The sequence below is a fragment of the Sphingomonas sp. Leaf28 genome, from assembly GCF_001421685.1.
GTDB lineage: Bacteria > Pseudomonadota > Alphaproteobacteria > Sphingomonadales > Sphingomonadaceae > Sphingomonas > Sphingomonas aurantiaca.
In genome coordinates this window covers 1,241,778-1,265,695 of sequence record NZ_LMKX01000001.1, presented here as the reverse complement: position 1 = coordinate 1,265,695, position 23,918 = coordinate 1,241,778, and the positions used below count along the sequence as shown (strand labels likewise).

General features: G+C 65.9%; 27 protein-coding genes and 1 riboswitch. Of the genes, 16 read left to right on the top strand and 11 right to left on the bottom strand.

What is annotated here, in order from left to right:
• Positions 1-180 precede the first annotated feature (180 nt).
• On the bottom strand, positions 181-1,656 hold the full coding sequence (locus ASE79_RS05840) for a phytoene desaturase (RefSeq protein ID WP_056412893.1): 1,476 nt from the start codon (positions 1,654-1,656) through the stop codon (positions 181-183).
• Entirely contained in the window at positions 1,653-2,819 is a 1,167-nt protein-coding gene (gene crtY, locus ASE79_RS05835; RefSeq protein WP_056412890.1) for a lycopene beta-cyclase CrtY, read from the bottom strand. The genes ASE79_RS05840 and crtY overlap by 4 nt, the downstream gene beginning before the upstream one ends.
• Before the next feature lie 302 nt (positions 2,820-3,121).
• Between crtY and ASE79_RS05830 the strand changes: the two genes are divergently transcribed.
• On the top strand, positions 3,122-3,679 hold the full coding sequence (locus ASE79_RS05830; protein WP_056412887.1) for a GNAT family N-acetyltransferase: 558 nt from the start codon (positions 3,122-3,124) through the stop codon (positions 3,677-3,679).
• On the opposite strand, the gene ASE79_RS20765 is transcribed toward ASE79_RS05830, so the two are convergent.
• Positions 3,663-3,839 carry a hypothetical protein gene (locus tag ASE79_RS20765; RefSeq protein WP_156359531.1) on the bottom strand — a complete coding sequence of 59 codons (177 nt, stop codon included), beginning with the start codon at positions 3,837-3,839 and terminating at the stop codon, positions 3,663-3,665. The two genes, ASE79_RS05830 and ASE79_RS20765, sit on opposite strands and share 17 nt — an antisense overlap.
• Before the next feature lie 177 nt (positions 3,840-4,016).
• Here ASE79_RS20765 and ASE79_RS05825 point away from each other — a divergent pair, with 177 nt between their 5' ends.
• The 7 genes from ASE79_RS05825 to thiC all read left to right on the top strand — a co-directional run bounded on the left by ASE79_RS05825 (position 4,017) and on the right by thiC (position 11,714).
• Positions 4,017-4,817, top strand: coding sequence for a sterol desaturase family protein (locus ASE79_RS05825; RefSeq protein ID WP_056412884.1), 801 nt, complete (start codon positions 4,017-4,019; stop codon positions 4,815-4,817).
• On the top strand, positions 4,738-5,172 hold the full coding sequence (locus tag ASE79_RS05820; RefSeq protein WP_082445073.1) for a DUF2141 domain-containing protein: 435 nt from the start codon (positions 4,738-4,740) through the stop codon (positions 5,170-5,172). Before ASE79_RS05825 ends, ASE79_RS05820 begins: the two co-directional genes overlap by 80 nt.
• 69 nt (positions 5,173-5,241) lie before the next feature.
• Positions 5,242-6,105, top strand: a complete 864-nt coding sequence (locus ASE79_RS05815; protein WP_056412878.1) for a MipA/OmpV family protein — start codon at positions 5,242-5,244, stop codon at positions 6,103-6,105.
• 370 nt (positions 6,106-6,475) lie between these two features.
• Entirely contained in the window at positions 6,476-7,495 is a 1,020-nt protein-coding gene (locus ASE79_RS05810) for a ferritin-like domain-containing protein (RefSeq protein ID WP_056412876.1), read from the top strand.
• Between the two features lie 50 nt (positions 7,496-7,545).
• Entirely contained in the window at positions 7,546-8,574 is a 1,029-nt protein-coding gene (locus tag ASE79_RS05805; protein ID WP_056412872.1) for a ferritin-like domain-containing protein, read from the top strand.
• A gap of 79 nt (positions 8,575-8,653) precedes the next feature.
• A complete protein-coding gene (locus ASE79_RS05800) occupies positions 8,654-9,526 on the top strand; it encodes an outer membrane protein (protein WP_056412869.1) in 873 nt (290 codons plus the stop codon).
• 117 nt (positions 9,527-9,643) lie between these two features.
• Positions 9,644-9,789: riboswitch (TPP riboswitch) on the top strand.
• A gap of 38 nt (positions 9,790-9,827) precedes the next feature.
• Positions 9,828-11,714 (top strand): phosphomethylpyrimidine synthase ThiC, encoded by a 1,887-nt coding sequence (gene thiC / locus ASE79_RS05795; protein WP_056412865.1) that lies wholly within the window; start codon positions 9,828-9,830, stop codon positions 11,712-11,714.
• A gap of 98 nt (positions 11,715-11,812) precedes the next feature.
• Here the strand turns inward: thiC and dprA are convergent, their stop codons facing one another.
• Together dprA and plsY are read right to left on the bottom strand one after the other, a co-directional pair.
• Complete coding sequence (gene dprA / locus ASE79_RS05790) at positions 11,813-12,904, bottom strand: DNA-processing protein DprA (protein ID WP_056412861.1); 1,092 nt, start codon at positions 12,902-12,904, stop codon at positions 11,813-11,815.
• On the bottom strand, positions 12,897-13,511 hold the full coding sequence (plsY, locus tag ASE79_RS05785; RefSeq protein WP_056412858.1) for a glycerol-3-phosphate 1-O-acyltransferase PlsY: 615 nt from the start codon (positions 13,509-13,511) through the stop codon (positions 12,897-12,899). The genes dprA and plsY overlap by 8 nt, the downstream gene beginning before the upstream one ends.
• Positions 13,512-13,633: 122 nt before the next feature.
• Between plsY and murI the strand changes: the two genes are divergently transcribed.
• On the top strand, positions 13,634-14,422 hold the full coding sequence (gene murI, locus ASE79_RS05780) for a glutamate racemase (protein ID WP_056412856.1): 789 nt from the start codon (positions 13,634-13,636) through the stop codon (positions 14,420-14,422).
• A 136-nt stretch (positions 14,423-14,558) separates the two neighbouring features.
• Complete coding sequence (gene hemA, locus ASE79_RS05775; protein ID WP_056413487.1) at positions 14,559-15,821, top strand: 5-aminolevulinate synthase; 1,263 nt, start codon at positions 14,559-14,561, stop codon at positions 15,819-15,821.
• A gap of 30 nt (positions 15,822-15,851) precedes the next feature.
• On the opposite strand, the gene ASE79_RS05770 is transcribed toward hemA, so the two are convergent.
• The 5 genes from ASE79_RS05770 to ASE79_RS05750 are packed head-to-tail and all read right to left on the bottom strand — an operon-like array spanning position 15,852 to position 18,636.
• Positions 15,852-16,430, bottom strand: coding sequence for a Uma2 family endonuclease (locus tag ASE79_RS05770; protein ID WP_056412853.1), 579 nt, complete (start codon positions 16,428-16,430; stop codon positions 15,852-15,854).
• Positions 16,431-16,469: 39 nt separating this feature from the next.
• Positions 16,470-16,934 (bottom strand): DUF3429 domain-containing protein, encoded by a 465-nt coding sequence (locus tag ASE79_RS05765; RefSeq protein WP_056412851.1) that lies wholly within the window; start codon positions 16,932-16,934, stop codon positions 16,470-16,472.
• Entirely contained in the window at positions 16,934-17,632 is a 699-nt protein-coding gene (locus tag ASE79_RS05760) for an anti-sigma factor domain-containing protein (protein ID WP_056412848.1), read from the bottom strand. The genes ASE79_RS05765 and ASE79_RS05760 overlap by 1 nt, the downstream gene beginning before the upstream one ends.
• On the bottom strand, positions 17,625-18,194 hold the full coding sequence (locus ASE79_RS05755) for a sigma-70 family RNA polymerase sigma factor (protein WP_056412847.1): 570 nt from the start codon (positions 18,192-18,194) through the stop codon (positions 17,625-17,627). The genes ASE79_RS05760 and ASE79_RS05755 overlap by 8 nt, the downstream gene beginning before the upstream one ends.
• A 10-nt stretch (positions 18,195-18,204) precedes the next feature.
• Positions 18,205-18,636: a hypothetical protein gene (locus ASE79_RS05750; RefSeq protein WP_056412843.1), complete on the bottom strand. Its 432-nt coding sequence runs from the start codon at positions 18,634-18,636 to the stop codon at positions 18,205-18,207.
• Between the two features lie 243 nt (positions 18,637-18,879).
• Here ASE79_RS05750 and rpiB point away from each other — a divergent pair, with 243 nt between their 5' ends.
• From rpiB to ASE79_RS05725, 5 genes are all read left to right on the top strand, one after another.
• Complete coding sequence (gene rpiB / locus ASE79_RS05745; RefSeq protein WP_056412839.1) at positions 18,880-19,314, top strand: ribose 5-phosphate isomerase B; 435 nt, start codon at positions 18,880-18,882, stop codon at positions 19,312-19,314.
• Positions 19,311-20,621: a serine hydroxymethyltransferase gene (gene glyA, locus ASE79_RS05740; protein ID WP_056412836.1), complete on the top strand. Its 1,311-nt coding sequence runs from the start codon at positions 19,311-19,313 to the stop codon at positions 20,619-20,621. Before rpiB ends, glyA begins: the two co-directional genes overlap by 4 nt.
• Positions 20,622-20,626: 5 nt before the next feature.
• Positions 20,627-20,806 carry a hypothetical protein gene (locus ASE79_RS05735; protein WP_055882487.1) on the top strand — a complete coding sequence of 60 codons (180 nt, stop codon included), beginning with the start codon at positions 20,627-20,629 and terminating at the stop codon, positions 20,804-20,806.
• Positions 20,807-21,271 (top strand): transcriptional regulator NrdR, encoded by a 465-nt coding sequence (gene nrdR / locus ASE79_RS05730; RefSeq protein ID WP_056412833.1) that lies wholly within the window; start codon positions 20,807-20,809, stop codon positions 21,269-21,271. It begins immediately after the preceding gene.
• A gap of 143 nt (positions 21,272-21,414) precedes the next feature.
• Positions 21,415-22,629 (top strand): TrmH family RNA methyltransferase, encoded by a 1,215-nt coding sequence (locus ASE79_RS05725; RefSeq protein ID WP_082445072.1) that lies wholly within the window; start codon positions 21,415-21,417, stop codon positions 22,627-22,629.
• Positions 22,630-22,750: 121 nt separating this feature from the next.
• On the opposite strand, the gene ASE79_RS05720 is transcribed toward ASE79_RS05725, so the two are convergent.
• Positions 22,751-23,050: a chorismate mutase gene (locus ASE79_RS05720; RefSeq protein WP_056412829.1), complete on the bottom strand. Its 300-nt coding sequence runs from the start codon at positions 23,048-23,050 to the stop codon at positions 22,751-22,753.
• A gap of 192 nt (positions 23,051-23,242) precedes the next feature.
• Between ASE79_RS05720 and rpsD the strand changes: the two genes are divergently transcribed.
• On the top strand, positions 23,243-23,857 hold the full coding sequence (rpsD, locus tag ASE79_RS05715) for a 30S ribosomal protein S4 (protein ID WP_056017869.1): 615 nt from the start codon (positions 23,243-23,245) through the stop codon (positions 23,855-23,857).
• Positions 23,858-23,918 lie beyond the last annotated feature (61 nt).

The following is a 23,918-nucleotide window of genomic DNA, read 5'->3' as shown; positions in this document are numbered from 1 at the left end:
CCTCTCTGTTGTCGACCGGTATCCGGTCGACAAAGATGCTAGAACACTGACCGCCGGCATCTACATCCGATACAGCCATTACTGCGTTAGTCGCGACGTCAGAGGAAGTTTAGCCTAGTAGTCTATCGAAAATTAGACCGTTTCGGACGAATCTGGCGGACGCTATGAGGCTTGGTAAGGCTATCGTTCGCCGAGCATCAGTGCCGCCGTCGCCTTCGCACTCCCCACGACCCCCGGAATTCCTGCCCCCGGATGCGTGCCCGCTCCGACGAAGTACAGGTTCGGAATATGCTTGTCGCGGTTGTGCACGCGGAAATAGGCGCTCTGCGTCAACACCGGTTCCAGCGAGAACGCCGACCCCAGATGCGCGTTCAAGTCCTGCGCGAAATCCTTCGGTGCGTAGCTGAACTTGGTCACGATCCGATCGTGGATATCGGGGATCAACCGCCGCCCGATCTCGTCGAGGATGCGCTTTTCGAGGATCGGCGCGATCTCGTCCCAGTCGACCGGGAACTTGCCCATGTGCGGCACCGGCGCCAGCGCGTAGAAGGTCGAATGTCCCTCCGGCGCCAGCGAAGGATCGGTCACGGTCGGATGATGCAGGTACAGCGAGAAATCCTCGCTCAGCACGCCGTGATCGTAAATGTCCTCGAGCAGCCCCTTATAGCGCGGCCCGAACAGGATCATGTGGTGCGGGATGCCCGGCCACGTGCCCTTGATCCCGAAATGCACCACGAACAGCGACGGCGAATATTTCTTCCGCTCGAGCGATCCCGTCTTGCGCTTGGCGCTGCGCGACGTCGCGAGCAGGTCGCGGTAGGTGTGCATGATGTCGCTGTTCGCCGCGACCGCGTCCGCCTGACCCGACCAGCCGCTGGCGGTCGTCACGCCGGTCGCGCGGTCGCCGAGAGTGTCGATCGCGGTGACCGGATCGTCGAGCCGGAGCACGCCGCCGAGCCGCTCGAACTGGGTTACCAGTGCGGCGACCAGCCGGTTGGTGCCGCCGCGCGCGAACCACACGCCGCCGTCGCGCTCGAGCTTGTGGATCAGCGCATAGATCGCGCTCGTCGTCATCGGGTTGCCGCCGACCAGCAGCGTGTGGAACGAGAGCGCCTCGCGCAGCTTCTCCGATTTCACATAGCTGGACACGATCGAATAGACCGACCGCCACGCCTGGTATTTCGCGAGTGCCGGCGCCGCCTTGATCATCGACCCGAAGTCGAGAAACGCCACGTGGCCGAGCTTTTCATAGCCCTCGTGGAAGACGCCCGCCGAATAGGCGAGGAACTTCTCGTAGCCCGCCCAGTCACCCGGATGCAGCTTCTCGATCTCGGCGCGCATCTGCACGTCGTCGTTGGTGTAATCGAAATTCGTCCCGTCGGGCCAGTTCAGCCGGTAGAACGGCAGCACCGGATCGAGCGTCACGTCCTCGCTCATGTCGCGCCCCGTGAGTGCCCACAGCTCGCGCAGGCAATCCGGATCGGTAATGACAGTCGGCCCCGCATCGAAGGTGAAGCCGTCGCGTTCCCAATAATAGCCACGGCCGCCCGGCTTGTCGCGGCTCTCGACGATCGTCGTCTGCACGCCTGCGGATTGCAGCCGGATCGCGAGTGCCAGCCCGCCGAAACCTGCGCCGATGACTATTGCGGTCTTCATGATGACATACTGCCTGCGATGGCGCGGACGGCGCGCACGATGGGGACGGGGGGCTTGCCGGTCAGGACCCGCGCCTTGTCGGAGAGAGTCGAGCGTCCGGCGTAGAAACGGCCAATGAGCGGTGGTGAGAGGCGGTAGAAGCGTTCGAGAATGCGATAGCGTTCCTCGGGCTCCGCCGCGCGAAACAACATCGTGTCGAGCATCCGGTAGAAGCCGCGACTTTTCCACGTCGCGCGCGCCATCGCATGCGTCGCGTCGTGCAGCTTTGCGCCGGAGAAATCATTGAGGCCCGCGAGCATCGCGGCGGTCCGCACGGCATCGGGCAGCGAATAGCCGGTTGTCGGGTGGAACATGCCCGCGCGCATCCCGGCCTTGGCGACGCGCGCGCCGCCCGATCGCCAATAGGCCTCGAAATCGCCGCCCATCGCGACCGGCAGCACGCCCGATTCATGCCGCGCCGCCTGCGCCACGCGCCAGCCGCGCGCGTCGGCATAATTATGGATGCGCGCGGTCAGCGCCTCGACGTCGAGATCGGGCGTGTCGCTGTAATAGGTGTCCTCGACGAACATCCGGTCGGCCGCCAGCGGGAGGCAATAGACGAAGCGATAGCCGTCGATCTGCGGCACGGTCGCGTCCATGACGATCGGCACCGGGCTCTCGTGCGGCGCGTCGAGCACCAGTTCGCGGCCGACGAATTTCTGCCACGCCAGATCGAGCAGCGACAGGTCGCCCGGCCCGCGCGCGTCGATCACGCCGGTCGCCTCGATCCGGTCGCCGTCGGCCAGCACCACCGCGGTCGCACTCGCGCCCGATACCTTGTGGCCCAGCATCAGCGCGTGCGGCGGCAGGACGCGGCGCACCTCGCGATCGAGCCGCTCGCTCTCGATCGAATAATAGGTCGCGTCGATCGTCCGCGCATGCGCCGGGAAGCGGACGTCATAGGCAGGCCATGCATGCACGACGAGCGGTGCGACGAGCCAGCGGTCGGCCTGTGCGACGTCGCTGCCGAAGAACGACCAGAGGTGATTGCCGCCGACGACGCGCGCGGAGTCGATGAGTCGCACGTCGAGCGCGGGGTGCTTGGCCTTGAGCGCCAGCGCGATCATCCCGCCGGCCAAACCCGCGCCAACGATCGCGACGTCGCAGGAGATCGTCGATGCCATGCCTCCGACTAGCGCAAACGGCGGGACACGAAAACAGCCTTTCCCAAGCAATCTTGAACGAAGGCAACCTGCGTTGCCGGGCTCGCCTATGATCCTCCCCCACCAGGGGGAGGTGGCTGGCGCTTGCCAGACGGAGGGGGCGGTAAGGAGAACCTCTGTTCCGTCGCCTCCCCCTCCGTCACCTTCGGCGACACCTCCCCCCGGCGGGGCAGGATTGGAGGCGTACGATCGGGGCGTCTTCGCATGGCACGGGGAGGGCGGGGGTGCTCCCTTTTCCCTGCCGATGGCGGTATCGTGCGGCGATGCAGACGTCGCCCTCCGCCCCCATACTCACCACCGCTCGGTTGACGCTGACCGGCCACGCCGCGGCCGACCTCGAGGACTGCGCCGCCATGTGGTCCGACCCGCGCGTCTATGCGATGATCGGCGGCCAGCCGCGATCGCGCGAGGACGTCTGGATCCGCCTCCTTCGTTCGATCGGCCAGTGGACGCTGTTCGGCTACGGCACCTGGGTCGCGCGCGATACGGCGGGCCGGCTGATCGGTGAACTCGGCCTGATGGAGACGCGCCGCGCGATCACGCCGTCGATCGACGCTGCGCCCGAAATCGGCTGGACGCTGGCCGGCGACGCGCACGGCCAGGGATACGCCTCCGAGGCGCTCGCCGCGATCCTCGCCTGGACCGACGCGCGAATCCCCAGCACGACCTGCATCATCGATCCCGCCAACGCCGCGTCGATCCGCCTTGCGGACCGGCTTGGCTATCGCCTGCGCACGACGGGCCTCTACCGCGATGCGCCGATCCTGATCCTCGATCGTGCCGCGGGTTCGGCGGGTGCCGGGGTCAGCGCTGCGCGGTGACGACCGGTTTCTGCACCGCTCCGATGGGCATCGGATCGCCTGCCCGATCATAGAACGCCATCAGGACCAGCCCCAGGGCCAGGATGCTGCCAGCGATCGCATAGATCAGCCCCTTATGGTCCTTACCGGTATCCCCGCGCGCGGCGTTGTGGTTTGCCATGCATCACTCTCCGATTTGGCAGGTCATCCTGCTCTGGAGGGGAGGCTATCACGTTTCGGTGCACTGCATAGAGGCTATTGCAACGCCGAGCTATTCTCCCCGCGACGCTGTCGATCTCCGCATCAGCCACCCGAACACCCGTTACCCGACAGGGCGAAACCCCCTATACGCCGCGTCATGTGGCTCGCCATTCTCCTCTCCGCGATCGTGATGACCGCGATCGTCGGTGTCCGGTATCTGATCGTGTCGGGCGCGTTCGCTGCGGTGACGCGGGCGCGGCATCCCGGCCTCTATCGCGGGCTCGACGCGCAGATGCGGCGCGAGATCTGGTGGAGCATCGCGTCGGCCGCGATCTATGGCGTTCCCGCGGGGGTGGTCGCCTGGGGCTGGCAGTATCGCGGCTGGACTCAGGTCTATACCGACGTCCATGCCTATCCGGTCTGGTATCTGCCGGTGTCGGTGCTCGCCTTTATGGTCGCGCACGACAGCTGGTTCTACTGGACGCATCGCTGGATGCATCGGCCCAAGCCGTTCAAGCTGGCGCATGCGGTGCATCATGCCAGCCGCCCGCCGACCGCATGGGCGGCGATGGCGTTTCACCCGATCGAGGCGATCACCGGTGCTGTGGTAATTCCGCTACTGGTGTTCGTCATTCCGATCCATGCCGGCGCGCTGGGTCTGGTACTGACGATCATGACCGTTATGGGTGTGACCAATCACATGGGGTGGGAGGTTTTCCCGCGGTTCATGTGGCGGGGCGCACTGGGCGGCTGGCTGATCACGGCGAGCCATCATCAGCGTCATCACGAACAATACGGGTGCAACTATGGCCTATATTTCCGCTTCTGGGATCGGCTCTGCGGCACCGACAACGGGCTCGGCGACTTTGCCAAGGCGCATGCAAAGGCTGCCGCTCGTCGCGGTCGCGGCGGTGACCTGGGTAATGCTGGCCGCGGCGGCCCCCGTCACGCGGCTTGACGTCGAGGTCGACAATCTGCGGTCGGCCAAGGGCATGATCCGGATCTGCCTTACCGCCGATCCAGACAATTTCCCCGCCTGTATCGACGATGCCAACGCGTTGACCCGGTCGGTGCCCGCCAGCGTCAGGACCACCAGCTTTCCCGGCCTGCCGCAGCGCGGCTATGCGCTGGCGATCATCCATGACGAGAACAGCAATTCCAAGCTCGACACGATCGCGGGCATCCCGCGCGAAGGCTATGGCTTCTCACGCAACGCCGCGGTCCGGTTCGGTCCGCCGCGCTTTTCGGCGGCCCGGTTCATGGTCGCCGGTGATGCCGAATTGCAACAGGTGAAAATGCGTTACATCTTCTGATTGCCCGTAACGGACCGAAAACGATTTCACCGCGTTGCGACGTGGAACGTTTTTGTCCGGAGCATTTCCTTGCGCGCATTCACTCTCTTTACGTCTGCCGCAATCGCGGCACTTGCGATCGCCACCCCTGCGCTGGCGCAGACCGATCCCAATCCGTCGCCGACGATCACCGATCCCAAGGACAACAACCGCGTGACGGTCGCGCTCGGTGTGGTGTCGATGCCCGATTACGAAGGCGCAGACAGCAATTCCTTCACTCCCGCGGGCGCCTTTGTCGGCACCGTGCGCGGGCATGACTTCTTCCTCCGCGGCACGCAGCTGTATTTCAACCTGATCCCGAATACGGGTGAGGTCGGCACCAATTTCGAGCTCGGCGTGATCGGCGGCGTCCGCCGCGATCGCACCGGCGACATCGACAACCGGCAGGTCCGCGCGCTCGGCAAGATCGATACCGCCTATGAGCTGGGCGGCTATGTCGGCGTCGCCAGGACCGGCGTCATCACCAGCGACTATGACACGCTCACTGCGCGCGTCGCCTATGTCCATGACGTTTCCGGCACGTACGACAGCTATGTCATCACGCCGCAGGTGAACTACACGACGCCGCTGTCGGTCCGCACGCTCGTCTCGCTCGGCGTATCTGCGGACTATGCCGGCAAGGGCTTCGGTCGCACCTACGCGGCAGTGACGCCGATCGGCACGCTGGCCAGCGGGCTGCGGACCTATGACGTGAATGACAGCGGCTTTCGTCGCGTCAACGCATCGCTGTTCGTCGTGCAGAGCCTGTCGGGCGATCTTCGCCACGGTTTCGGCATCGGCGCGGGCGTGCTCTATGGCCGCATGGTCGGCAAGTACAAGGACAGCCCGATCGTCGCCGATGTCGGCGATGCCGACCAGTGGCTGGGCGCACTGGGCCTGACCTACACCTTCTGACACCTGCATAGCCTGGACCTCGGCGCGCGTTGAGGTCGGAAGCCTTCCCCATCGGTTCGCCCGATGGGGAAGGGCGGTTGTACCCCGCGCCAGGTCGCTGCTTGAGCGCGACCCGCTGACCCCCGTCGAGGGCGTCGCGTACCCCGCAGACATGGTCTGCAACACACCGTAAATTATTTCATGGCAACCCCTTGAAGCGTGCGTCCAGATCCCGATGGCGGACGTTCCTCGCCATGGACGGCATCTTTTTGCCCGCAATAGAGCGCTTTACGGGCTGGACCTTCTTGAAAGGGTCTGGCTTATATCGGTCCAGATTGTTCGATTGTTCTAAAAACTCCGACGTCTGCAACTACAAGGGGAGGACCCTGATATGACCGAGAGCGTGCACCTGATCGAAGCCCTCGATGCCCGCAAAGAGCGACGCAGCGAACGGCGTGATTTCTTCAAGAACGCGCTCGGCGCGGCTGCGATCACCGCGGCCGGCGCGACCGCCTTGTCCTTTTCCAGCTCGGCTGCGGCGCAGACCATCACCGATGCGGACGTTCTGAATTTCGCGCTCAACCTCGAATATCTCGAGGCGCAATTCTACTCCTACGCCGCCTATGGCACGGGTCTCGACAACAGCCTGCTGTCCGGCACCGGCACGCAGGGTGCGGTCCGCGGCGGTCGCCAGGTGACCTTCACCGATCCGGTCGTCCGCCAATATGCGCGCGAAATTGCGCAGGACGAGATCGCCCACGTCAAGTTCCTCCGCACCGCGCTCGGCAGTTCCGCCGTCTCGCAGCCGGTGATCGACGTCAGCGTCTCGGCCACCAGCGCCTTCTCGACGGCGGCACAGGCTGCAGGCCTCGTCCCCGCCGGCACCGCGTTCGATCCCTATGCGTCGGACGAAGCGTTCCTGCTCGGCGCGTTCATCTTCGAGGACGTCGGCGTGACCGCCTACAAGGGCGCCGCCCCGCTGCTGACCAGCAAGGCGTATCTGGAAGCCGCGGCTGGCCTGCTCGCGGTCGAGGCGTATCACGCGGCGATCGTCCGCACGACGCTGTACGGCAAGGGCATCGCGACCCCGTCGCTGCGCACCTCGGCCGACGCGATCTCGCGTGCCCGCGACAGCCTCGACGGCGGTGGCGCGAACACGACGATCTTCGGCACCAACGATCTCGACCAGGGCATCTCGTCGTACAGCGCGACGCCGATCAACCTAGCGAGCACGCAGGCCGCAGTGACCGTGTCGAACATCGTTCCGCTCGACAGCAACGGCGTCGCGTACAGCCGCTCGGCCAGCCAGGTGCTCAACATCGTGTACCTCAACAGCGGTGCAGCGTCGGCGGGCGGTTTCTACCCGAGCGGCATGAACGGCAACATCAGGACGAGCACCGCGGCAGGCTGATCGCATCAGCCTAGCCCACTGCTTTTCTTCGCTATTCAGGGGATACCCCAATGACCGATCTCAATACCAAGCTCGAAATATTCGACGCGATCGCCACGCGCCGCAACGAGCGCCGCAGCTTCCTTCGTTTCGCCGGTGGCTCGGCGATCGCACTCGGCGGTGCGACGCTGCTCTCCGCCTGCGGCAGCGATGATTCCGATCTCGCCCCGTCGCCGACACCGTCGCCGACTCCGACGGCTGCGCTGAATGACGCGGACGTGCTGAACTTCGCACTCAACCTCGAATATCTCGAGGCACAATTCTATGCCTATGCGGCGTTCGGCGTCGGGCTCAATGCGAGCCTGCTGACCGGGACCGGCACGCAGGGTGGGGTCACGGGCGGTGCGCAGGTACCGTTCTCCGACACTGTCGTGCGCGAATATGCCCGCGAGATCGCGATCGACGAGGTCGCGCACGTCGCGTTCCTGCGGTCCGCGCTTGGCACCGCCGCCGTGGCGCAGCCTGCACTCGACATCTCGGCCGGCACCGCTGCCGCGCCGGGTGCATTTACCTCTGCTGCGCGTGCGGCCGGCGTCATTGGTGCGACGGGAGTGTTCAACCCCTATGCCGACGACAACAGCTTCCTGCTGGGGGCATATATCTTCGAGGACGTCGGCGTTTCGGCCTATAAGGGCGCATCGCCGCTGATCGCGAACAAGACGTATCTGGAAGCTGCCGCCGGCATTCTTGCTGCCGAGGCCTATCACGCCGGTCTTATCCGGACGATCCTGTTCCGTAAGGGCCTGACCACACCTTCGCTGGTCACAGGCGCCAACCAGATCAGCGACGCGCGCGACAGCCTCGACGGTACCGTCACGAACACGTCGACGGGCGTGATCGGCGACGACGATCAGGGCATCACCGGATCGGATGCGACGATGTCGAACATCGTGCCCACCGACGCCAACGGGCTCGCCTACAGCCGTTCGACCGGCCAGGTGCTCAACATCGTCTATCTCAACAAGACGGCCGTCTCGATGGGCGGGTTCTTCCCGGCCGGTGTCAACGGCAACATCAAGACGAGTGCCGCCAACGCCTGATCGGCCTGCGCAACCGAAACAGAAACCTTGGGTCGCGGCGAGCATTGGGAGCGCCGCGACCCTTGTTTGGGGAACGACCATGACTCACTTCACGAAACTCACGATGCTCGCCGGTCTCGCCACCGCGGGCATTTTTGCCGTTCCGGCGCACGCGCAGGACATGACGACCGACGACAAGCCGTTCTCGGGCCTGTATATCGGTGCTGCCGGCGGTTACGACGTCCAGCCCAACGACGTCGGCTCGTCGATCCTGTTCGACCGCAATGGCGACGGTAACTTCAGCGACAGCGTTAACACGATCACCGGTGCAAACGCCTTCTCGCCCGGCTTCTGCAACGGCTCGGCCCGCACCGCCGTCCCGGCTTATGGATGCCGTAACGACGATGACGGCTGGTCCTATTATGGCCGCGCGGGCTTCGACGTGCAGAGCGGTCCGTTCGTGGTCGGCCTGGTCGGCGAATTCGGCAAGGCCGAGATCACCGACAGCGTCGCCGCCTTCTCGACGACCCCCGCCAGCTACACGATGGCGCGCAAGCTGAAGTGGGAGGGCTCGGTCCGCGCGCGCGCCGGTCTCGCCGCGCGCAACACGCTGTTCTACGCCACCGGCGGCGCCGGCTATGCCAAGATCGACAATCTGTTCTTCACCACCAACACCGCCAATGCGTTCGCAGCCACCGGCTCGGACAAGCGCTGGGGCTATGTCGGCGGCGGCGGCATCGAGCAGAAGCTGACCAAGAACATCTCGATCGGCATGGAATACACCTATCACCAGTATAAGGACGACGACGCCCGCGTCCGCGTCACCGCCGGTACCGCGCTTGCGGGCAGCCCGGTCCTGCTGGCGAACAACCCGTTCGTGCTGGCGCCCAACACTTCCGGCACCACGTTCCGCCGCAGCGACGAGAATTTCCGCTGGCATAGCCTGCGCGGGACGGTGTCGTTCCGCTTCTGACGTAAAGGTCAGCCCCCGACGCAGTGGCTGACAACCGACCCATCGACAGGAAGGACCGCTACCCGAACCGGGCGGCGGTCCTTTTTGCGTTGCGTACCAAGCCCGTGCCCCTATGCTTGCCACACCCCGGGGGAGCGCTGCCGGGTTCCCATCAAATGCGAATTTGCTGGGCACCCCACCGCGCTTGAGAGGAAGGCAGGAGCCTTCGACCCGCTGAACCTGATCCGGTTGATACCGGCGGAGGGAGGGAGCGGTCGCTACAGAACCGCAGCCTTGCTCCGATATCTTTAGGAGCAAGCGCATGGCCGACGTCGACACGCATTTCCCCCAGCCCGCAGCACAGATCGGCGTCACCACCGGCCCGATCCGGGGCTCGCGGAAAATCCACGTCGCGGTGCCGACCAGCCCCGACGTCCGAGTCGCGATGCGCGAGATCGTCCTCGACCCGAGCTGTTCTGAGCCGCCCCTGCGCGTCTATGACACGAGCGGCCCGTACACCGACCCGCGCGCCACGATCGACATCGACGCGGGCCTGCCGCAACTCCGCCGCGCCTGGATCGAAGCGCGCGGCGACGTCGAGAGCTATGACGCGCGCGAAGTCCGTCCCGAGGATAATGGCCAGCTCGGCCCCGACCGCTCGGGCGGCGTCCCGCAATTCCCCGGCAGCATCAAGCGCCCCTTGCGCGCCAAGCCCGGCGCCAATGTCAGCCAGATGCATTACGCGCGGCGGGGGATCATCACCCCCGAGATGGAATATGTCGCCACCCGCGAGAATCTCGGCCGCGCGATGCTCAAGGACTATAAGCGCGACGGCGAAAGCTTCGGCGCGCAGATCCCCGACTTCGTCACCCCCGAATTCGTCCGCGACGAGATCGCGCGCGGCCGCGCGATCATCCCCAACAACATCAACCACCCCGAATCCGAACCGATGGCGATCGGCCGCAACTTCCTGGTCAAGATCAACGCCAATATCGGCAATTCGGCGGTCGCATCGAATGTCGCGGCCGAAGTCGACAAGCTCGTCTGGTCGATCCGCTGGGGTGCTGACACGGTGATGGACCTCAGCACCGGTCGCAACATCCACGACACGCGCGAATGGATCCTGCGCAACTCGCCCGTCCCGATCGGCACGGTGCCGATCTACCAGGCCCTGGAAAAGGTCGGCGGTGTTGCCGAGGACCTGACCTGGGAGATCTTCCGCGACACGCTGATCGAGCAGGCCGAGCAGGGCGTCGACTATTTCACGATCCACGCCGGCGTCCGCCTCGCCTACATCCCGATGACCGCCAAGCGCGTCACCGGCATCGTCAGCCGCGGTGGCTCGATCATGGCGAAATGGTGCCTCAGCCACCACAAGGAGAGCTTCCTCTACGAGCGGTTCGACGAGATCACCGAGATCATGAAGGCGTATGACATCGCCTATTCGCTCGGCGATGGCCTGCGCCCCGGTTCGATCGCCGACGCGAACGACGAGGCGCAGTTCAGCGAGCTCTACACGCTCGGCGAACTGACGCATCGTGCGTGGAAGAGCGACGTGCAGGTCATGATCGAAGGCCCCGGCCATGTGCCGATGCACAAGATCAAGGAGAATATGGACAAGCAGCTCGAGGTCTGCGGCGAAGCGCCGTTCTACACGCTCGGGCCGCTCACCACCGACATCGCGCCGGGCTACGACCATATCACCAGCGGCATCGGCGCCGCGATGATCGGTTGGTATGGCACCGCGATGCTTTGCTACGTGACGCCCAAGGAGCATCTCGGGCTTCCCGACCGCGACGACGTGAAGGTCGGCGTCGTCACCTACAAGCTGGCCGCGCATGCCGCCGATCTGGCGAAGGGTCACCCCGCCGCGCAGATGCGCGACGATGCGCTGTCGCGCGCGCGGTTCGAATTCCGCTGGCGCGATCAGTTCAACCTGAGCCTCGATCCCGATACGGCCGAACAGTATCACGACCAAACGCTTCCTGCGGAGGGTGCCAAGACCGCGCATTTCTGCTCGATGTGCGGGCCCAAATTCTGCTCGATGAAGATCACGCAGGAGGTGCGCGATTTCGCCGCCAAGCAGAACAGCCCGGCGGATACGTTCCTCGCGGTGGACGTCACCGCGGCCGATGCCGACCGCGCCAAGTTCGCGACCGGCGCGACGCTGGCCGATGCCGAGCAGGGCATGGCCGATATGAGCGAGTAGTTTCGCGCGAAGGGCAGCGAGATCTATCTGCCCGCGGAATAACTCAAAGCCGCAGCCCGGCTATCCTCCCCTTGGCGGGGGAGGATAGCGTCTCGCGATCAGGCGAGACTGACGCGTCCGCCGGCGTGACGCTCAAGGCGGCCGGCGAGTTCGAGTTCGAGCAGCACGGTGTGGACGACCGCCGGGCTCTCGCGCGACTGGCGAATGAGCTCGTCGATCGCAACGGGGACGGGGCCGAGCAGGTCGGCGATCCGGCGGCGGTCGGCGTCGCTGGCATCCTGCGTCGGCGTCGCGGCAAAGGCGTCGATCGGCGAGCGGACCGAGCGGGGATCGAACGGGCGGATCTGTTCGAGGATATCGGCGGCCGATTGCACCAGGGTGGCGCCCTCGCGGATCAGCAGGTTGCAGCCTTGCGCCCGCGGGTCGAGCGGGCTGCCGGGCACGGCCATGACCTCGCGGCCGGATTCGTTGGCGAGCCGCGCGGTGATGAGCGACCCGGATTTGGGGACGGCCTCGACCACGACCGTGCCGATCGCAAGGCCTGCGATGATGCGGTTGCGCGAGGGGAAGTTGCGCGCCTTGGGTTCGGTACCGGGGGGTTGTTCGGCGAGCAGGAGGCCGGCGGTGGCGATCCGCTCCTGCAAGGCGGTGTTGTCGGGCGGATAGGCGATGTCGATTCCGCTGGCGATCACCCCGATCGTGGCGCCGGCTGAGCCGGCACCCAGCGCGCCGATATGCGCCGCCGTGTCGATGCCGCGCGCGAGGCCCGAGACGATGGTCGTGCCCTCTTCCGCCAGCTGGAGCGCGAGCTGGCGCGCGAACCTACAAGCGGCGGCCGATGCGTTGCGCGCGCCGACCATCGCGACGCAGGGGCGGGCTGCGTGCGCGATGTCGCCGCGGAAGATCAGCGCCGGGGGGGCGGTTTCGATCTCGGCTAGGAGACGCGGATAGTCCGGGTCGTCGAGGAACAGGTAGCGCGCACCAAGCCTGGTGGTGGCGGCGATTTCGCGTTCGGCGACGGAGACGTCGGCGATCCGGGGACTGCGCCCGCCGCCGCGTTGGGCAAGCATCGGGAGTGCGGCGATGGCAGCCTCCGCGTTGCCGAAGCGGGCGATGAGCTGGCGATAGGTGACCGGTCCGATCCCGGTCGTGCGGATGAGCCGAAGACGGGAGACCGTCGGGTCAGCCATTCTTTTTCCGGTTGGCGCCGATCCGCGGCTCGGTGCCGGAAAATAGCCGCTCGACGTTCTCGCGGTGCTTCCACAACACGATCAGCGCGAGCGCGAGAAGCAGCAGGACGAGATCGAACCGACCGAACAATGCCGCCGCGAACGGCGCGCTGAGTGCGGCGGTCATGCCAGCGACCGAGGAGATACGCAGAGCAGCAAGAAGCCCGAGCCAGACGGCCGCATAGACGAGCCCCAGCGGCCAGTAGAGCGCGACGACGATCCCCATGAGCGTGGCGACGCCCTTGCCGCCCTTGAACCTGAGCCAGACGGGGTAGCAATGGCCGATGAACGCACCGGCGGCGGCCAGCAATGCGTTACCGGGGAAGAGCGACGCGACGAGCAGGACGGCCACCGCCCCCTTGGCCATGTCGAGCAGCAGCGTGGCGGCGGCAAGGCCCTTGCGACCGGTGCGCAGGACGTTCGTAGCGCCGATATTGCCAGAGCCGATCGTGCGCAGATCGCCCGCGCCGCCGAGCCGAGTCAAAATGACGCCGAACGGGATCGAGCCGAGCAGATAGCTGAGCACGAGCGATAGCGTGGGCGCGACCCAGAGAATTTCCGTCTGCAAGCATGTCCCCCGTTCTGGCCGCGCTTATAAACGAGTCGTGGCGGACGGCAAATGGCCTCGAGCGGCGGCCGATCGCACGCGAGGTCTGGTTCAGACGCGCCAATCCGTCCTAAGGCGCGGGGATGGACATGCGCCCCATCCTGTTCTTCGATTCCGGTGTCGGCGGGTTGTCGATCGTCGGACCTGCGCGCGCGGCGCTGCCTGACGCGCCGTTCGTCTACGCCGCCGACTCGGCCGGTTTTCCGTACGGCACCAAGAGCGAGGCGGAGATCGCCGCGCGCGTGCCGGTGTTGCTGGGGCGGCTCGCGGAGCGGTACCGGCCGCGGTTGATCGTGATCGCGTGTAACACGGCCTCGACGATCGCCTTGCCGGTGGTGCGCGCGGCGCTCAACCTGCCGGTTGTCGGAACGGTACCGGCGATCAAGCCCGCCGCCGTATTGTCGGTCACGCGGACGATCGGCGTGCTGGGGACCGAGGCGACGGTGCGGCAGGCCTATGTCGACGATCTCGCGGCGAGGTTCGCTGGCGATTGCACCGTGCTGCGCTACGGATCGGCGGCGCTGGTCGAGATGGCGGAGGCCAAGCTGCACGGGCGGGCGGTGGCGCCGGAACGCTATGCCAAAGTGCTCAACGGCTTGTTCTCGCAATCCGGCGGCGACTCGATCGACGTGATCGTCAACGCGTGCACGCATTTCCCGCTGGTCGAGGCCGAGCTTGCGGTGGCGGCGCCCGGCGTGCGGTTCGTCGACGGCGGTCCCGGGATCGCGCGGCGGATCGTTCACCTGGTGCAGGGCGAAACGTGGTCGGGTGCGGGCGAGGGCATCGCCGTCTTCACGCGGTTGGGCAACGACGAACGCGCGCTCGGACCGGCGTTGGCGGCGCGCGGGTTCGGCAGGATCGAGCAGCTTTAGGCGACGGCCTGGGACAATGTGGCACCTTGCTTCGCGGGCGCATCGTGGCAATGTGCTGCCAGGACGAGGAAAGCGATCACCGTAAGAGCGGTATTGCGCTGGAACTGAGTGAAAGTGAGGCGTAGTGCCCAAGGCCATGATTATCGCAGGCAAAACGGCAACGGACGGCAGTACTGGTCCGCGAGTCGATTATTCGCGCGTGTTTACGCAGGCGATCGACCGGTTGCATGCCGAGGGGCGCTACCGCGTGTTCATCGACATCCTCCGCAACAAGGGCGCGTTCCCCAACGCGCGCTGTTTCGCGGGGCATAACGGTCCGAAGCCGATCACCGTCTGGTGCTCGAACGATTACCTCGCCATGGGCCAGCATCCCAAGGTGATCGCGGCGATGGAAGAGGCGCTGCACGACGTCGGCGCAGGCTCGGGCGGCACGCGCAACATCGGCGGCAACACGCATTACCATGTCGATCTGGAGGGCGAGCTCGCCGACCTGCACGGCAAGGAAGCTGCGCTGCTGTTCACCAGCGGGTACGTCTCGAACGAGGCGACGCTGGCGACGCTGGCGAAGGTCCTGCCGGGCTGCATCATCTTTTCGGACGAGCTGAACCACGCGTCGATGATCGCGGGCATCCGCAATTCGGGGTGCGAGAAGCGCGTGTTCCGTCACAACGACCTCGCGCATCTCGAAGAGCTCCTCGCCGCGGAAGACCCGGCGGTGCCGAAACTGATCGCGTTCGAAAGCGTGTATTCGATGGAGGGCGACATCGCGCCGATCTCTGCGGTGTGCGATCTCGCCGACCGATACAACGCGCTGACCTATTGCGACGAAGTCCATGCGGTCGGGATGTACGGCGCGCGGGGCGGCGGGATCTCGGAGCGCGACGACGTCGCGCACCGGATCACGATCCTCGAAGGGACGCTGGGCAAGGCGTTCGGCGTGATGGGGGGCTATATCGCCGCCGATCGCACGATCGTCGACGTGATCCGCAGCTATGCGCCGGGGTTTATCTTCACGACATCGCTGTCGCCGGTGCTGGTCGCAGGCGTGCTGGCGAGCGTGCGGCATCTGAAGGCGTCGAGCGTCGAGCGCGACGGGCAGCAGGCCGCAGCGGCGATGTTGAAGGCGATGCTCAAGGACGCTGGGCTGCCGGTGATGATCGGCGACACGCATATCGTGCCCTTGATGGTCGGCGATCCGGTCAAGGCGAAGAAGATCAGCGACGTCCTGCTCGCCGAATACGGGGTGTACGTGCAGCCGATCAACTATCCGACCGTGCCGCGCGGGACCGAGCGGCTCCGGTTCACCCCGGGGCCTGCGCATACCGAGGCGATGATGCGCGAACTGACCGATGCACTGGTCGAGATCTGGAGTCGGCTGGATCTGCGCAAGGCGGCGTGAGACGGAGCTTGCGTGAGGGGCGAGCCAGCTTCAGTCGATCGTGATGGTGCCGTCGGTACCGGGGACGTCGAGCGGTTCTCCGAATCGTATCGTACGGACCTGCGCGTAGTCGCCATCGATCGGTTCCCCGAACACGTGAACAACTGATCGGGCGCTGTCGACGACCCAATACTGGGCGATGCCTATCCGTGCATAATCCGTGCGTTTGGGCCCCATATCACGGGCGAGGGTCGTTTCGGCGATCTCTACGGCCAAAACTATATCGGGAGCGCTGAACAGGCGGTTCGTATCCGGGCGCGTTCGAACCAACGCCACGTCACAGGCCCTGATCGTTGTTTCGCTTACGCGAAGTCCGGTTTCGGCCAACGCGAACAGCCCGGCGGCACGTGCTATCGTTAACAGCGCCGCAAATACTTCGGACTGGTACCAGCTATGGTTGCTCATCGGCGGGTTCATGCGTTCGAGCTCCCCGTCGACCAATTCGATCTTCATGTCGTCGAACGCACCGGCTTCGGCCATGCGCATGAATTCCGCAGCCGTGAACCGCGCCGGTGTCGAGCGAACCTGAGGTTCTGGCTCGGCGCGGACGATGGCGGCGTGCTTGTTCATCGATGGACGATAGCACTTATCGGACGCCACGCAGAGTCGTTAGAGTGCCGCCGCCAAAAGAGTCAGCACGCCCAAACCCAGCGACAGCGGCATACGCAACGCCATCCAGCCGTACGGCGCGATGCCGTCGCGGACCAGCGTGCGGTCGACGAGCAGCGCGGCGATCAGGCTGAGGCCGAGCACCACCAGCGACGGCCCGGGCCAGCGCAGGCCGACCATCCAGGGCCACGCCGTGCCGAGCGCGATCAGCGAGGGGGCGACGCTGGCGAACCAGAGCCAGCGTGGGGCTGAGTCGGTGCGCGCGGCGAGGCCCCACCACAGGCCACCGAGGAAGCTCAGGATGATCGCGGCATAGGCGTAGGCGATCGCGAGCGCGGAGAACCGGCTTTGCGGATCGCCGCTCAGCAACAGCGCGACCGCGCCGAGTTGCGGGAGCAGGCCGCTCAGGCCGAGCAGGCGCGCGAGCGGCGGGATGCCGCCGGTCGCGGCAGGTTGCACGGGCATCAGACGCGCGCGACCACGCCGGTCGCGACGACCGGACCGGTCGGCAGCCCGGTCGGCGATCCGCCGAGCGGTTCGACCGAGATCGCCAGTGTCGCGCCGGGGGCGATGCGACCGCGGTCGACGCCCTTCGGCGCCAGCGCGGTCGGACGGCTCGACAACAGACCGAGCGAGTGCGGCACGCCGTCGCCGCCGATCACCCAGAGCTGTGCGACGCGGGCGTCCGGAACGCCGGGACCGGCTGCCACGCGGAGTGCGCCGTTGGCGGGATCATAGACCGCGGCGACCGGCGACTTCGCATCGCCCAGCATCGCGACGAGCACGCTGGTCGCGCGGGCGACGGGGATCGGTTGCGAGACGGGCACGGTCGGTTCGGGGCGGACCATGACGAACAGCAGCAGCGATGCGGCGATCGCGCTGGTGATGGCAGCGAGCGCAGGCCACGCAAAGCGGCTGGCTTTAGCGGACGTCGGACCGTCGAGGCTGGCCTCGATCCGCGCGGCGAGATGCGGCGGGGCCGCGTGCTCTGGCCAGAGATCGAACAACGCGGCGAAGCGCAATCGCCACCATTCGACCCGGGCCGCAAAACCGGGTTCGGTGAGCACGCGACGAAGCGCCGCGCCGCGCTCTTCGCCGTCGAGCAAACCGAGTGCGAGTTCGGCGGCGGCGACGTCTTCGGGGATGGTGTCGGGATCAGCCATCGAGGCAATCTTTCAGGCGAGCTAGGCCGCGGCGGACCCAACTCTTCATCGTGCCGAGTGGCACCGCGCGCTTGATCGCCAGTTCGGCATAAGTGATGCCGTCGAAGAATGCGGTGCGGATCGCGTCGCGCTGCTGTGGCTCGAGACCGTCGAGGCATTCGATCAGCTCGCGCGACGACTCGCTCGCCAGCATGCCCGCCTCGGCGCCTTCGCCGGGATCGGCGATGTCGGGCGCATCGTCGAGCGGGCTCGTGCGGCGGACGCCCTGCGCGCGCTGCCAGTCGATGGCGCGGTTGCGCGCGATCGTCGCCAACCAGGTTATCGGGCTCGCGCGCCCGGGTTCCCAGGCCCCGGCGCGTTTCCAGATCGTGAGATAGACCTCGTGCAGCACATCCTCCGCGGCTTGGGCATTGCCGCAGATACGGTGCGTGATGCCGAAAAGCTTCGCGCTGGTCAGCGAATAGAGCTCGCGAAACGCATCGCGATCCTCTTGTCCGGTGCGCAGCAGCACTTCGGAAAGGTGCGCGCGCGCGGCATCGGCGTTGAGATGTGTGATAGTCACAGTTGGGAGCCTAGCGGCTAAGTCCGTCGCGGCAATAGCCTTCGCCTGGCTTGACGGTAAGGCAGTCGGTTTTTCCCGCGAGATATTTCAGGGCGGTCGCAGTGCCGTTCGTGGGGCGCAGCGTCTCGCGTATGCCGTTGCGATCGAACGTGATCGTGTCGCCGGCCGCGACCCCGTCGAAACTGCCCTTGTTGTCGAGATCCCATTGCATCGAGAGTGCATAGCGGCCGGGCGCGCCAGCGGGGGCGGGGGCGATGTCGAGGACCATGCCTTCGACGCCGATCCAGCGGCCGGCATAATCGGGCGCGGGCTTCGGCTTTGGCGGGACCACCTTGCGTTCGACCGATCCGACGGACGTCATGGTGCCGTCGCTGCTGGTGTCGGGCGCGGGGCCGGAGCAAGCGATCAGCGCGACGGCGGCGATCAGGACGAGGGGTTTCATGGCGGTCTTCCTTCGCGGTCGGCGTTTTGCGCAACTGCAAATCTTAGCGCTTCATCCTGACGAAAGTCAGGACCCAGAGCCAAGAAGGGCGCGCTATATGACCCTGGATCCTGACTTTCGTCAGGATGACGGCGTCGATTGGGATGCGCGCTTCTATCACGGCCTCGCGAACAGGTGTGGCAAATCCCGGCTCGGCTCGGTAAAGGGCTGGGCACCCGATCCCCCGTCACAGGATTACGCCAGGTGCGCATCGCCATCGCGTCCGATCACGCCGCCGTTTCGTTGAAAGCGGTGCTTGCCGCATGGCTGCGCCAGGCAGGGCACGACGTGCTCGATCTCGGCCCCGAAGGCACCGCCAGCGTCGATTATCCCGATTACGGATACACGCTCGCCTCGGCGATCGCCGATGGCAGCGCGGACCGCGGCATCGCGCTGTGCGGGTCGGGCATCGGCATCTCGATCGCCGCCAACCGCAATCCCGCCTGCCGCTGCGCGCTCGTCTCCGAGCCGCTGTCGGCAAGCCTTGCGCGCATCCACAACGACGCCAACGCCATCGCGATGGGCGCCCGCCTGATCGGCGAGGAAATGGCCAAGGCCTGCGTCGAAGCCTTCCTGACCGCCGATTTCGCCGGCGGCCGTCATCAACACCGTGTCGACAAGCTAAAGGTCCCCGCATGAGCACCCAGCCCACCACGCTCCATGACGTCCAGCCGGACGGCTTCTTCACCCGCGGCCTCGCCGCTGCCGATGCCGCCGTCTTCGCCGGCGTCGAGGCCGAGCTCGAGCGCGAGCAGACGCAGATCGAGCTGATCGCGTCCGAGAACATCGTCTCGAAGGCGGTGCTCGAGGCGCAGGGCTCGGTGTTCACCAACAAATATGCCGAGGGCTATCCGGGCAAGCGCTATTATCAGGGCTGCGCGCCGTCGGACACGGTCGAGACGCTCGCGATCGAGCGCGCGAAACAGATTTTCGGCTGCGGGTTCGTCAACGTCCAGCCGCATTCGGGCGCGCAGGCGAACGGCGCGGTGATGCTCGCGCTGGTCAAGCCCGGCGACACCATCCTCGGCATGAGCCTCGATGCCGGCGGCCACCTGACTCACGGCGCCAAGCCCGCGCAGTCGGGCAAGTGGTTCAACGCGATCCAGTACGGCGTCGACGCGACCACACACCTGATCGATTACGACGCGGTCGAGGCGCTGGCGGTCGAGCATCAGCCAAAGCTGATCATCGCGGGCGGCTCGGCCTATCCGCGCGTCATCGACTTCGCGCGCTTCCGCGCCATCGCGGACAAGGTCGGCGCGTATTTCATGGTCGACATGGCGCATTTCGCCGGGATCGTCGCGGCCGGGCTGCACCCGACGCCGTTCGGCCATGCGCATGTCGTCACCACCACCACGCACAAGACGCTGCGCGGTCCGCGCGGCGGCATGATCATGACGAATGACGAGGCCATCGCGAAGAAGATCAACTCGGCGGTGTTCCCGGGTCTCCAGGGCGGGCCGCTGATGCACGTGATCGCGGCGAAGGCGGTCGCGTTCGGCGAGGCGCTCCAGCCCGACTTCAAGAGCTACATCGCCGCCGTCGTCGAGAATGCGAAGGTCTTGGCCGCGACGCTCAAGGAGCGTGGTTCGGACGTCGTGTCGGGCGGCACCGACACGCATCTGGCGTTGATCGACCTCACCCCACTCGGCATCACCGGGCGCGATGCGGACGAGGCGCTCGAGCGCGCGGGGATCACCTGCAACAAGAACGGCATCCCCAACGATCCGCTGCCGCCGATGAAGACCAGCGGCATCCGCGTCGGCAGCCCTGCCGGCACCACGCGCGGCTTCGGTCCGGCCGAATTCCGCGAGATCGGCAACATGGTCGCCGACGTGCTGGACGGGCTCGCGAAAAAGGGCGAGCATGGGGACCCGGAGGTCGAGGCGGACGTTCGGACGCGTGTTCGCACGCTGTGCGCACGCTTCCCGATCTATCAAGGATGATGAGCATGTCGAAGATCGACGAAATCCAGAACGACATCAAGGCGACCCCCGGCCTCGGCAAGAGCATGGCCAAGTGGAGCGCGCTCGGCGCGGTCGTGGCGATCCCGGTGCCGGTGATCGGCCCGATCTTCGGTGCGCTCGCCGGCGCGGGCTACGCCTACTACAAGGGCAAGAAGAAGGTCTGAATGCGCTGCCCCTTCTGCGGACATGAAGACAGCCAGGTAAAGGACAGCCGCCCCACCGAAGACGGGGCGGCGATCCGACGCCGGCGCCAATGCGAGGGCTGCGCCGCGCGTTTCACGACGTTCGAACGCATCCAGTTGCGCGAACTGTTCGTGTTGAAGAGCGAGGGCAGGCGTGAGCCATTCGACCGCGAGAAGCTGCTGCGGTCGCTGTCGATCGCGACGCGGAAACGGGCGATCGAGGCGGGGCGGATCGACAAGCTCGTGAGCGGGATCCAGCGCCGGCTCGAGACGCTGGGTGAAAACGACGTGACGTCGAAGCGGATCGGCGAAATGGTGATGGATGGGCTCAAGGGGCTCGATTCGGTCGCGTATATCCGGTTTGCGAGTGTGTACCGGGATTTTAGCGAGGCTAAGGACTTCGAGGCTTTTGCCGGGAGCGTCGAGGAGGTCGGGCGGGCGGAGTGATCGGGGCCAGCGAGTCGGTCCTTCGATCCGCGCCAGTGCTGGCCACATTGCGCACTTCACCTTATCGACATTGCCTCACCCCCTTACGTTCGTCCTGAGTAGGGACTGAGCTTGGCGAAGGCCCGTATCGAAGGACAGGTTGCATGAGCTTTTACGCCTACATGCTACGCTGTTCCGACGGCAGTTATTATATTGGCCATACCGACGCGCTCGAACGCCGCATCGCGCAGCACCAGCTTGGCGAGTTTCCGGGATACACGCATAACCGGCGCCCGGTGACACTCATTTGGTCGCAAGATTTCCCGAGCAGGATCGAAGCGCTGGGAGCCGAGCGCCAGCTAAAGGGATGGAGCCGCGCGAAGAAAGAAGCGTTGGCGGCGGGCAATTGGGAGGCGGTGCGCTTCCTCGCGCGCAAGTCCTTCGATACGGGTCTTCGGCTTCGCTCAGCCCCTACTCAGGACGAACGGGGTGGGGTGGAAGACCGGGGTGAATTGGCTGAGCACATCGACTTTGGTGAGCTTGGCGAGATTGGTGGATTTGGCGACGTGATTGACGAAAATATGACGCGTGCGGACATTACCGGCGACAGCGAGACGCTTTCGGACGGGGCCGGGATTGTCGGCGGCCCCACCCCACCCCCGGTGATCGTCCTCGTCCGCCCCCAGCTCGGCGAGAATATTGGCAAGGCCGCGCGTGCGATGCTCAATTTCGGGCTCGTCGAGATGCGCCTCGTATCCCCGCGCGACGGTTGGCCCAACCCCTCCGCGGGCCCCGCCGCCAGCGGCGCGGGCATCGTGCTCCAGAACGCGCAGGTCTATGACAGCGTCGCTGCGGCGACCGCGGACTGCGCGCAGGTGTTCGCCACCACGGTCCGCAAGCGGGGCGTGACCAAGCCCGTCGTCACCCCCGAACAGGCCGCGACCGAGATCCACGCCGCGCCCGGCCGCTCCGCGATCCTGTTCGGGCCCGAGCGATCGGGCCTCGAGACCGACGACGTCGCGGTCGCGCGGACGATCATCACGGTGCCGATCAATCCGGAGTTCGGCTCGCTCAACCTTGCCCAGGCGGTGATCCTGGTCGCGTATGAATGGTCCAAGGGGCTGACCGCGGAGCGCGAGCTCAGCCAGCCGTCGATCAACCCGATCATGCCGCCTGCGCCGCAGGAGGAGCTCGACGGGATGATCGGGCAGCTCGATACGATGCTGATGGGGGCGGGGTTCTTCTATCCGCCCGACAAGATCCAGACGACGCGGCGGACGCTGCGCACGCTGCTGACGAAGCCCGGCTGGTCGAGCCAGGAGATCCGGACGATGCGCGGCGTGCTGTCGTCGCTGGCGGGGAAGAAGCCCCGGGGTTGACCTGTGTCATCCTGGGCTTGACCCAGGATCCAGAGCCAGAGAGGGCGGCGTTTGTGGCTCTGGATCCTGGATCAAGTCCAGGATGACGGGAGCGGGGCGGCGGCGTCCTCCGCAGCCCGTCTCAGCGCCGGTCGAACGCTGCTAGCTCATACGCGATCGACGCCTCGACCAGCCCTTCCCACAGATCCGCGATTGCCTCATCCGGCAACCCCAGCCGCGTGGCCTCGGCCCGCGCATTCTCGATCACCTGAGTCTTGCGCGCCTCGTCGCGGACATGGCCGCGTTCGGGCTTGATGCGTGCGGCGGCGTCCATATAGGCGAAGCGCCGCGCCAAGAGTGCGACGAGCTCGCGGTCGAGCGCGTCGACGCCCGCGCGGACCTCGGTCATGGTGGTGCAGTCGGGTCCGGATAGGATGCTCATGCCGCCTCTTGCCGAGCGGCCCGCAGCCTGTCCAGCTTGACTCTGGCGCGCCCTCCGTCTAGGCGCCCGCCTTCGCAATGGCCCTGCACCCCGGTGAAGCGGTGGCCCTGCCTTGTCCGGACCCTTGGGTCTCACGACGACCAGCAGAGCGATACCGGGACCAACGTTGTTTGCATTTGCAAAGGTTATACTATGTCGAAGCGTCAAAGCGCGAAGTACAAACTCGATCGCCGTATGGGCGAGAACATCTGGGGTCGTCCCAAGTCGCCGGTCAACAAGCGCGAATACGGCCCGGGCCAGCACGGCCAGCGCCGCAAGGGTAAGGTCAGCGACTTCGGTATCCAGCTGCGCGCCAAGCAGAAGCTCAAGGGCTATTATGGCGACGTGACGGAGAAGCAGTTCCGCGCATGCTACCATGAGGCGGCTCGTCTGAAGGGCGATACCTCGCAGAACCTGATCGGCCTGCTCGAGCAGCGTCTCGACATGATCGTCTATCGCGCCAAGTTCGCGCCGACGATTTTCGCGGCCCGCCAGATCGTTTCGCACGGCCACATCCGCGTCAACGGCGTGAAGTGCAACATCGCCTCGCGTCGCTGCTTCGTCGGCGACGAGATCACGCTGGGTTCGAAGGCGCAGGAAATGGCGCTGGTGATGGAAGCGCAGAGCCTCGCCGAGCGCGAAATCCCCGATTATGTCGCTCCGGACGGCGCGGCTAAGGTTACCTTCACGCGCGTTCCGACGCTCGACGAAGTGCCTTACCCGGTGAAGATGGAACCGAACCTCGTCGTCGAATTCTACTCGCGTTAAGTCGAGTACGTTCGACGTCTGACGACGTGGCTTCGCCACGGCGCGGTTCGAAAACAGAAAA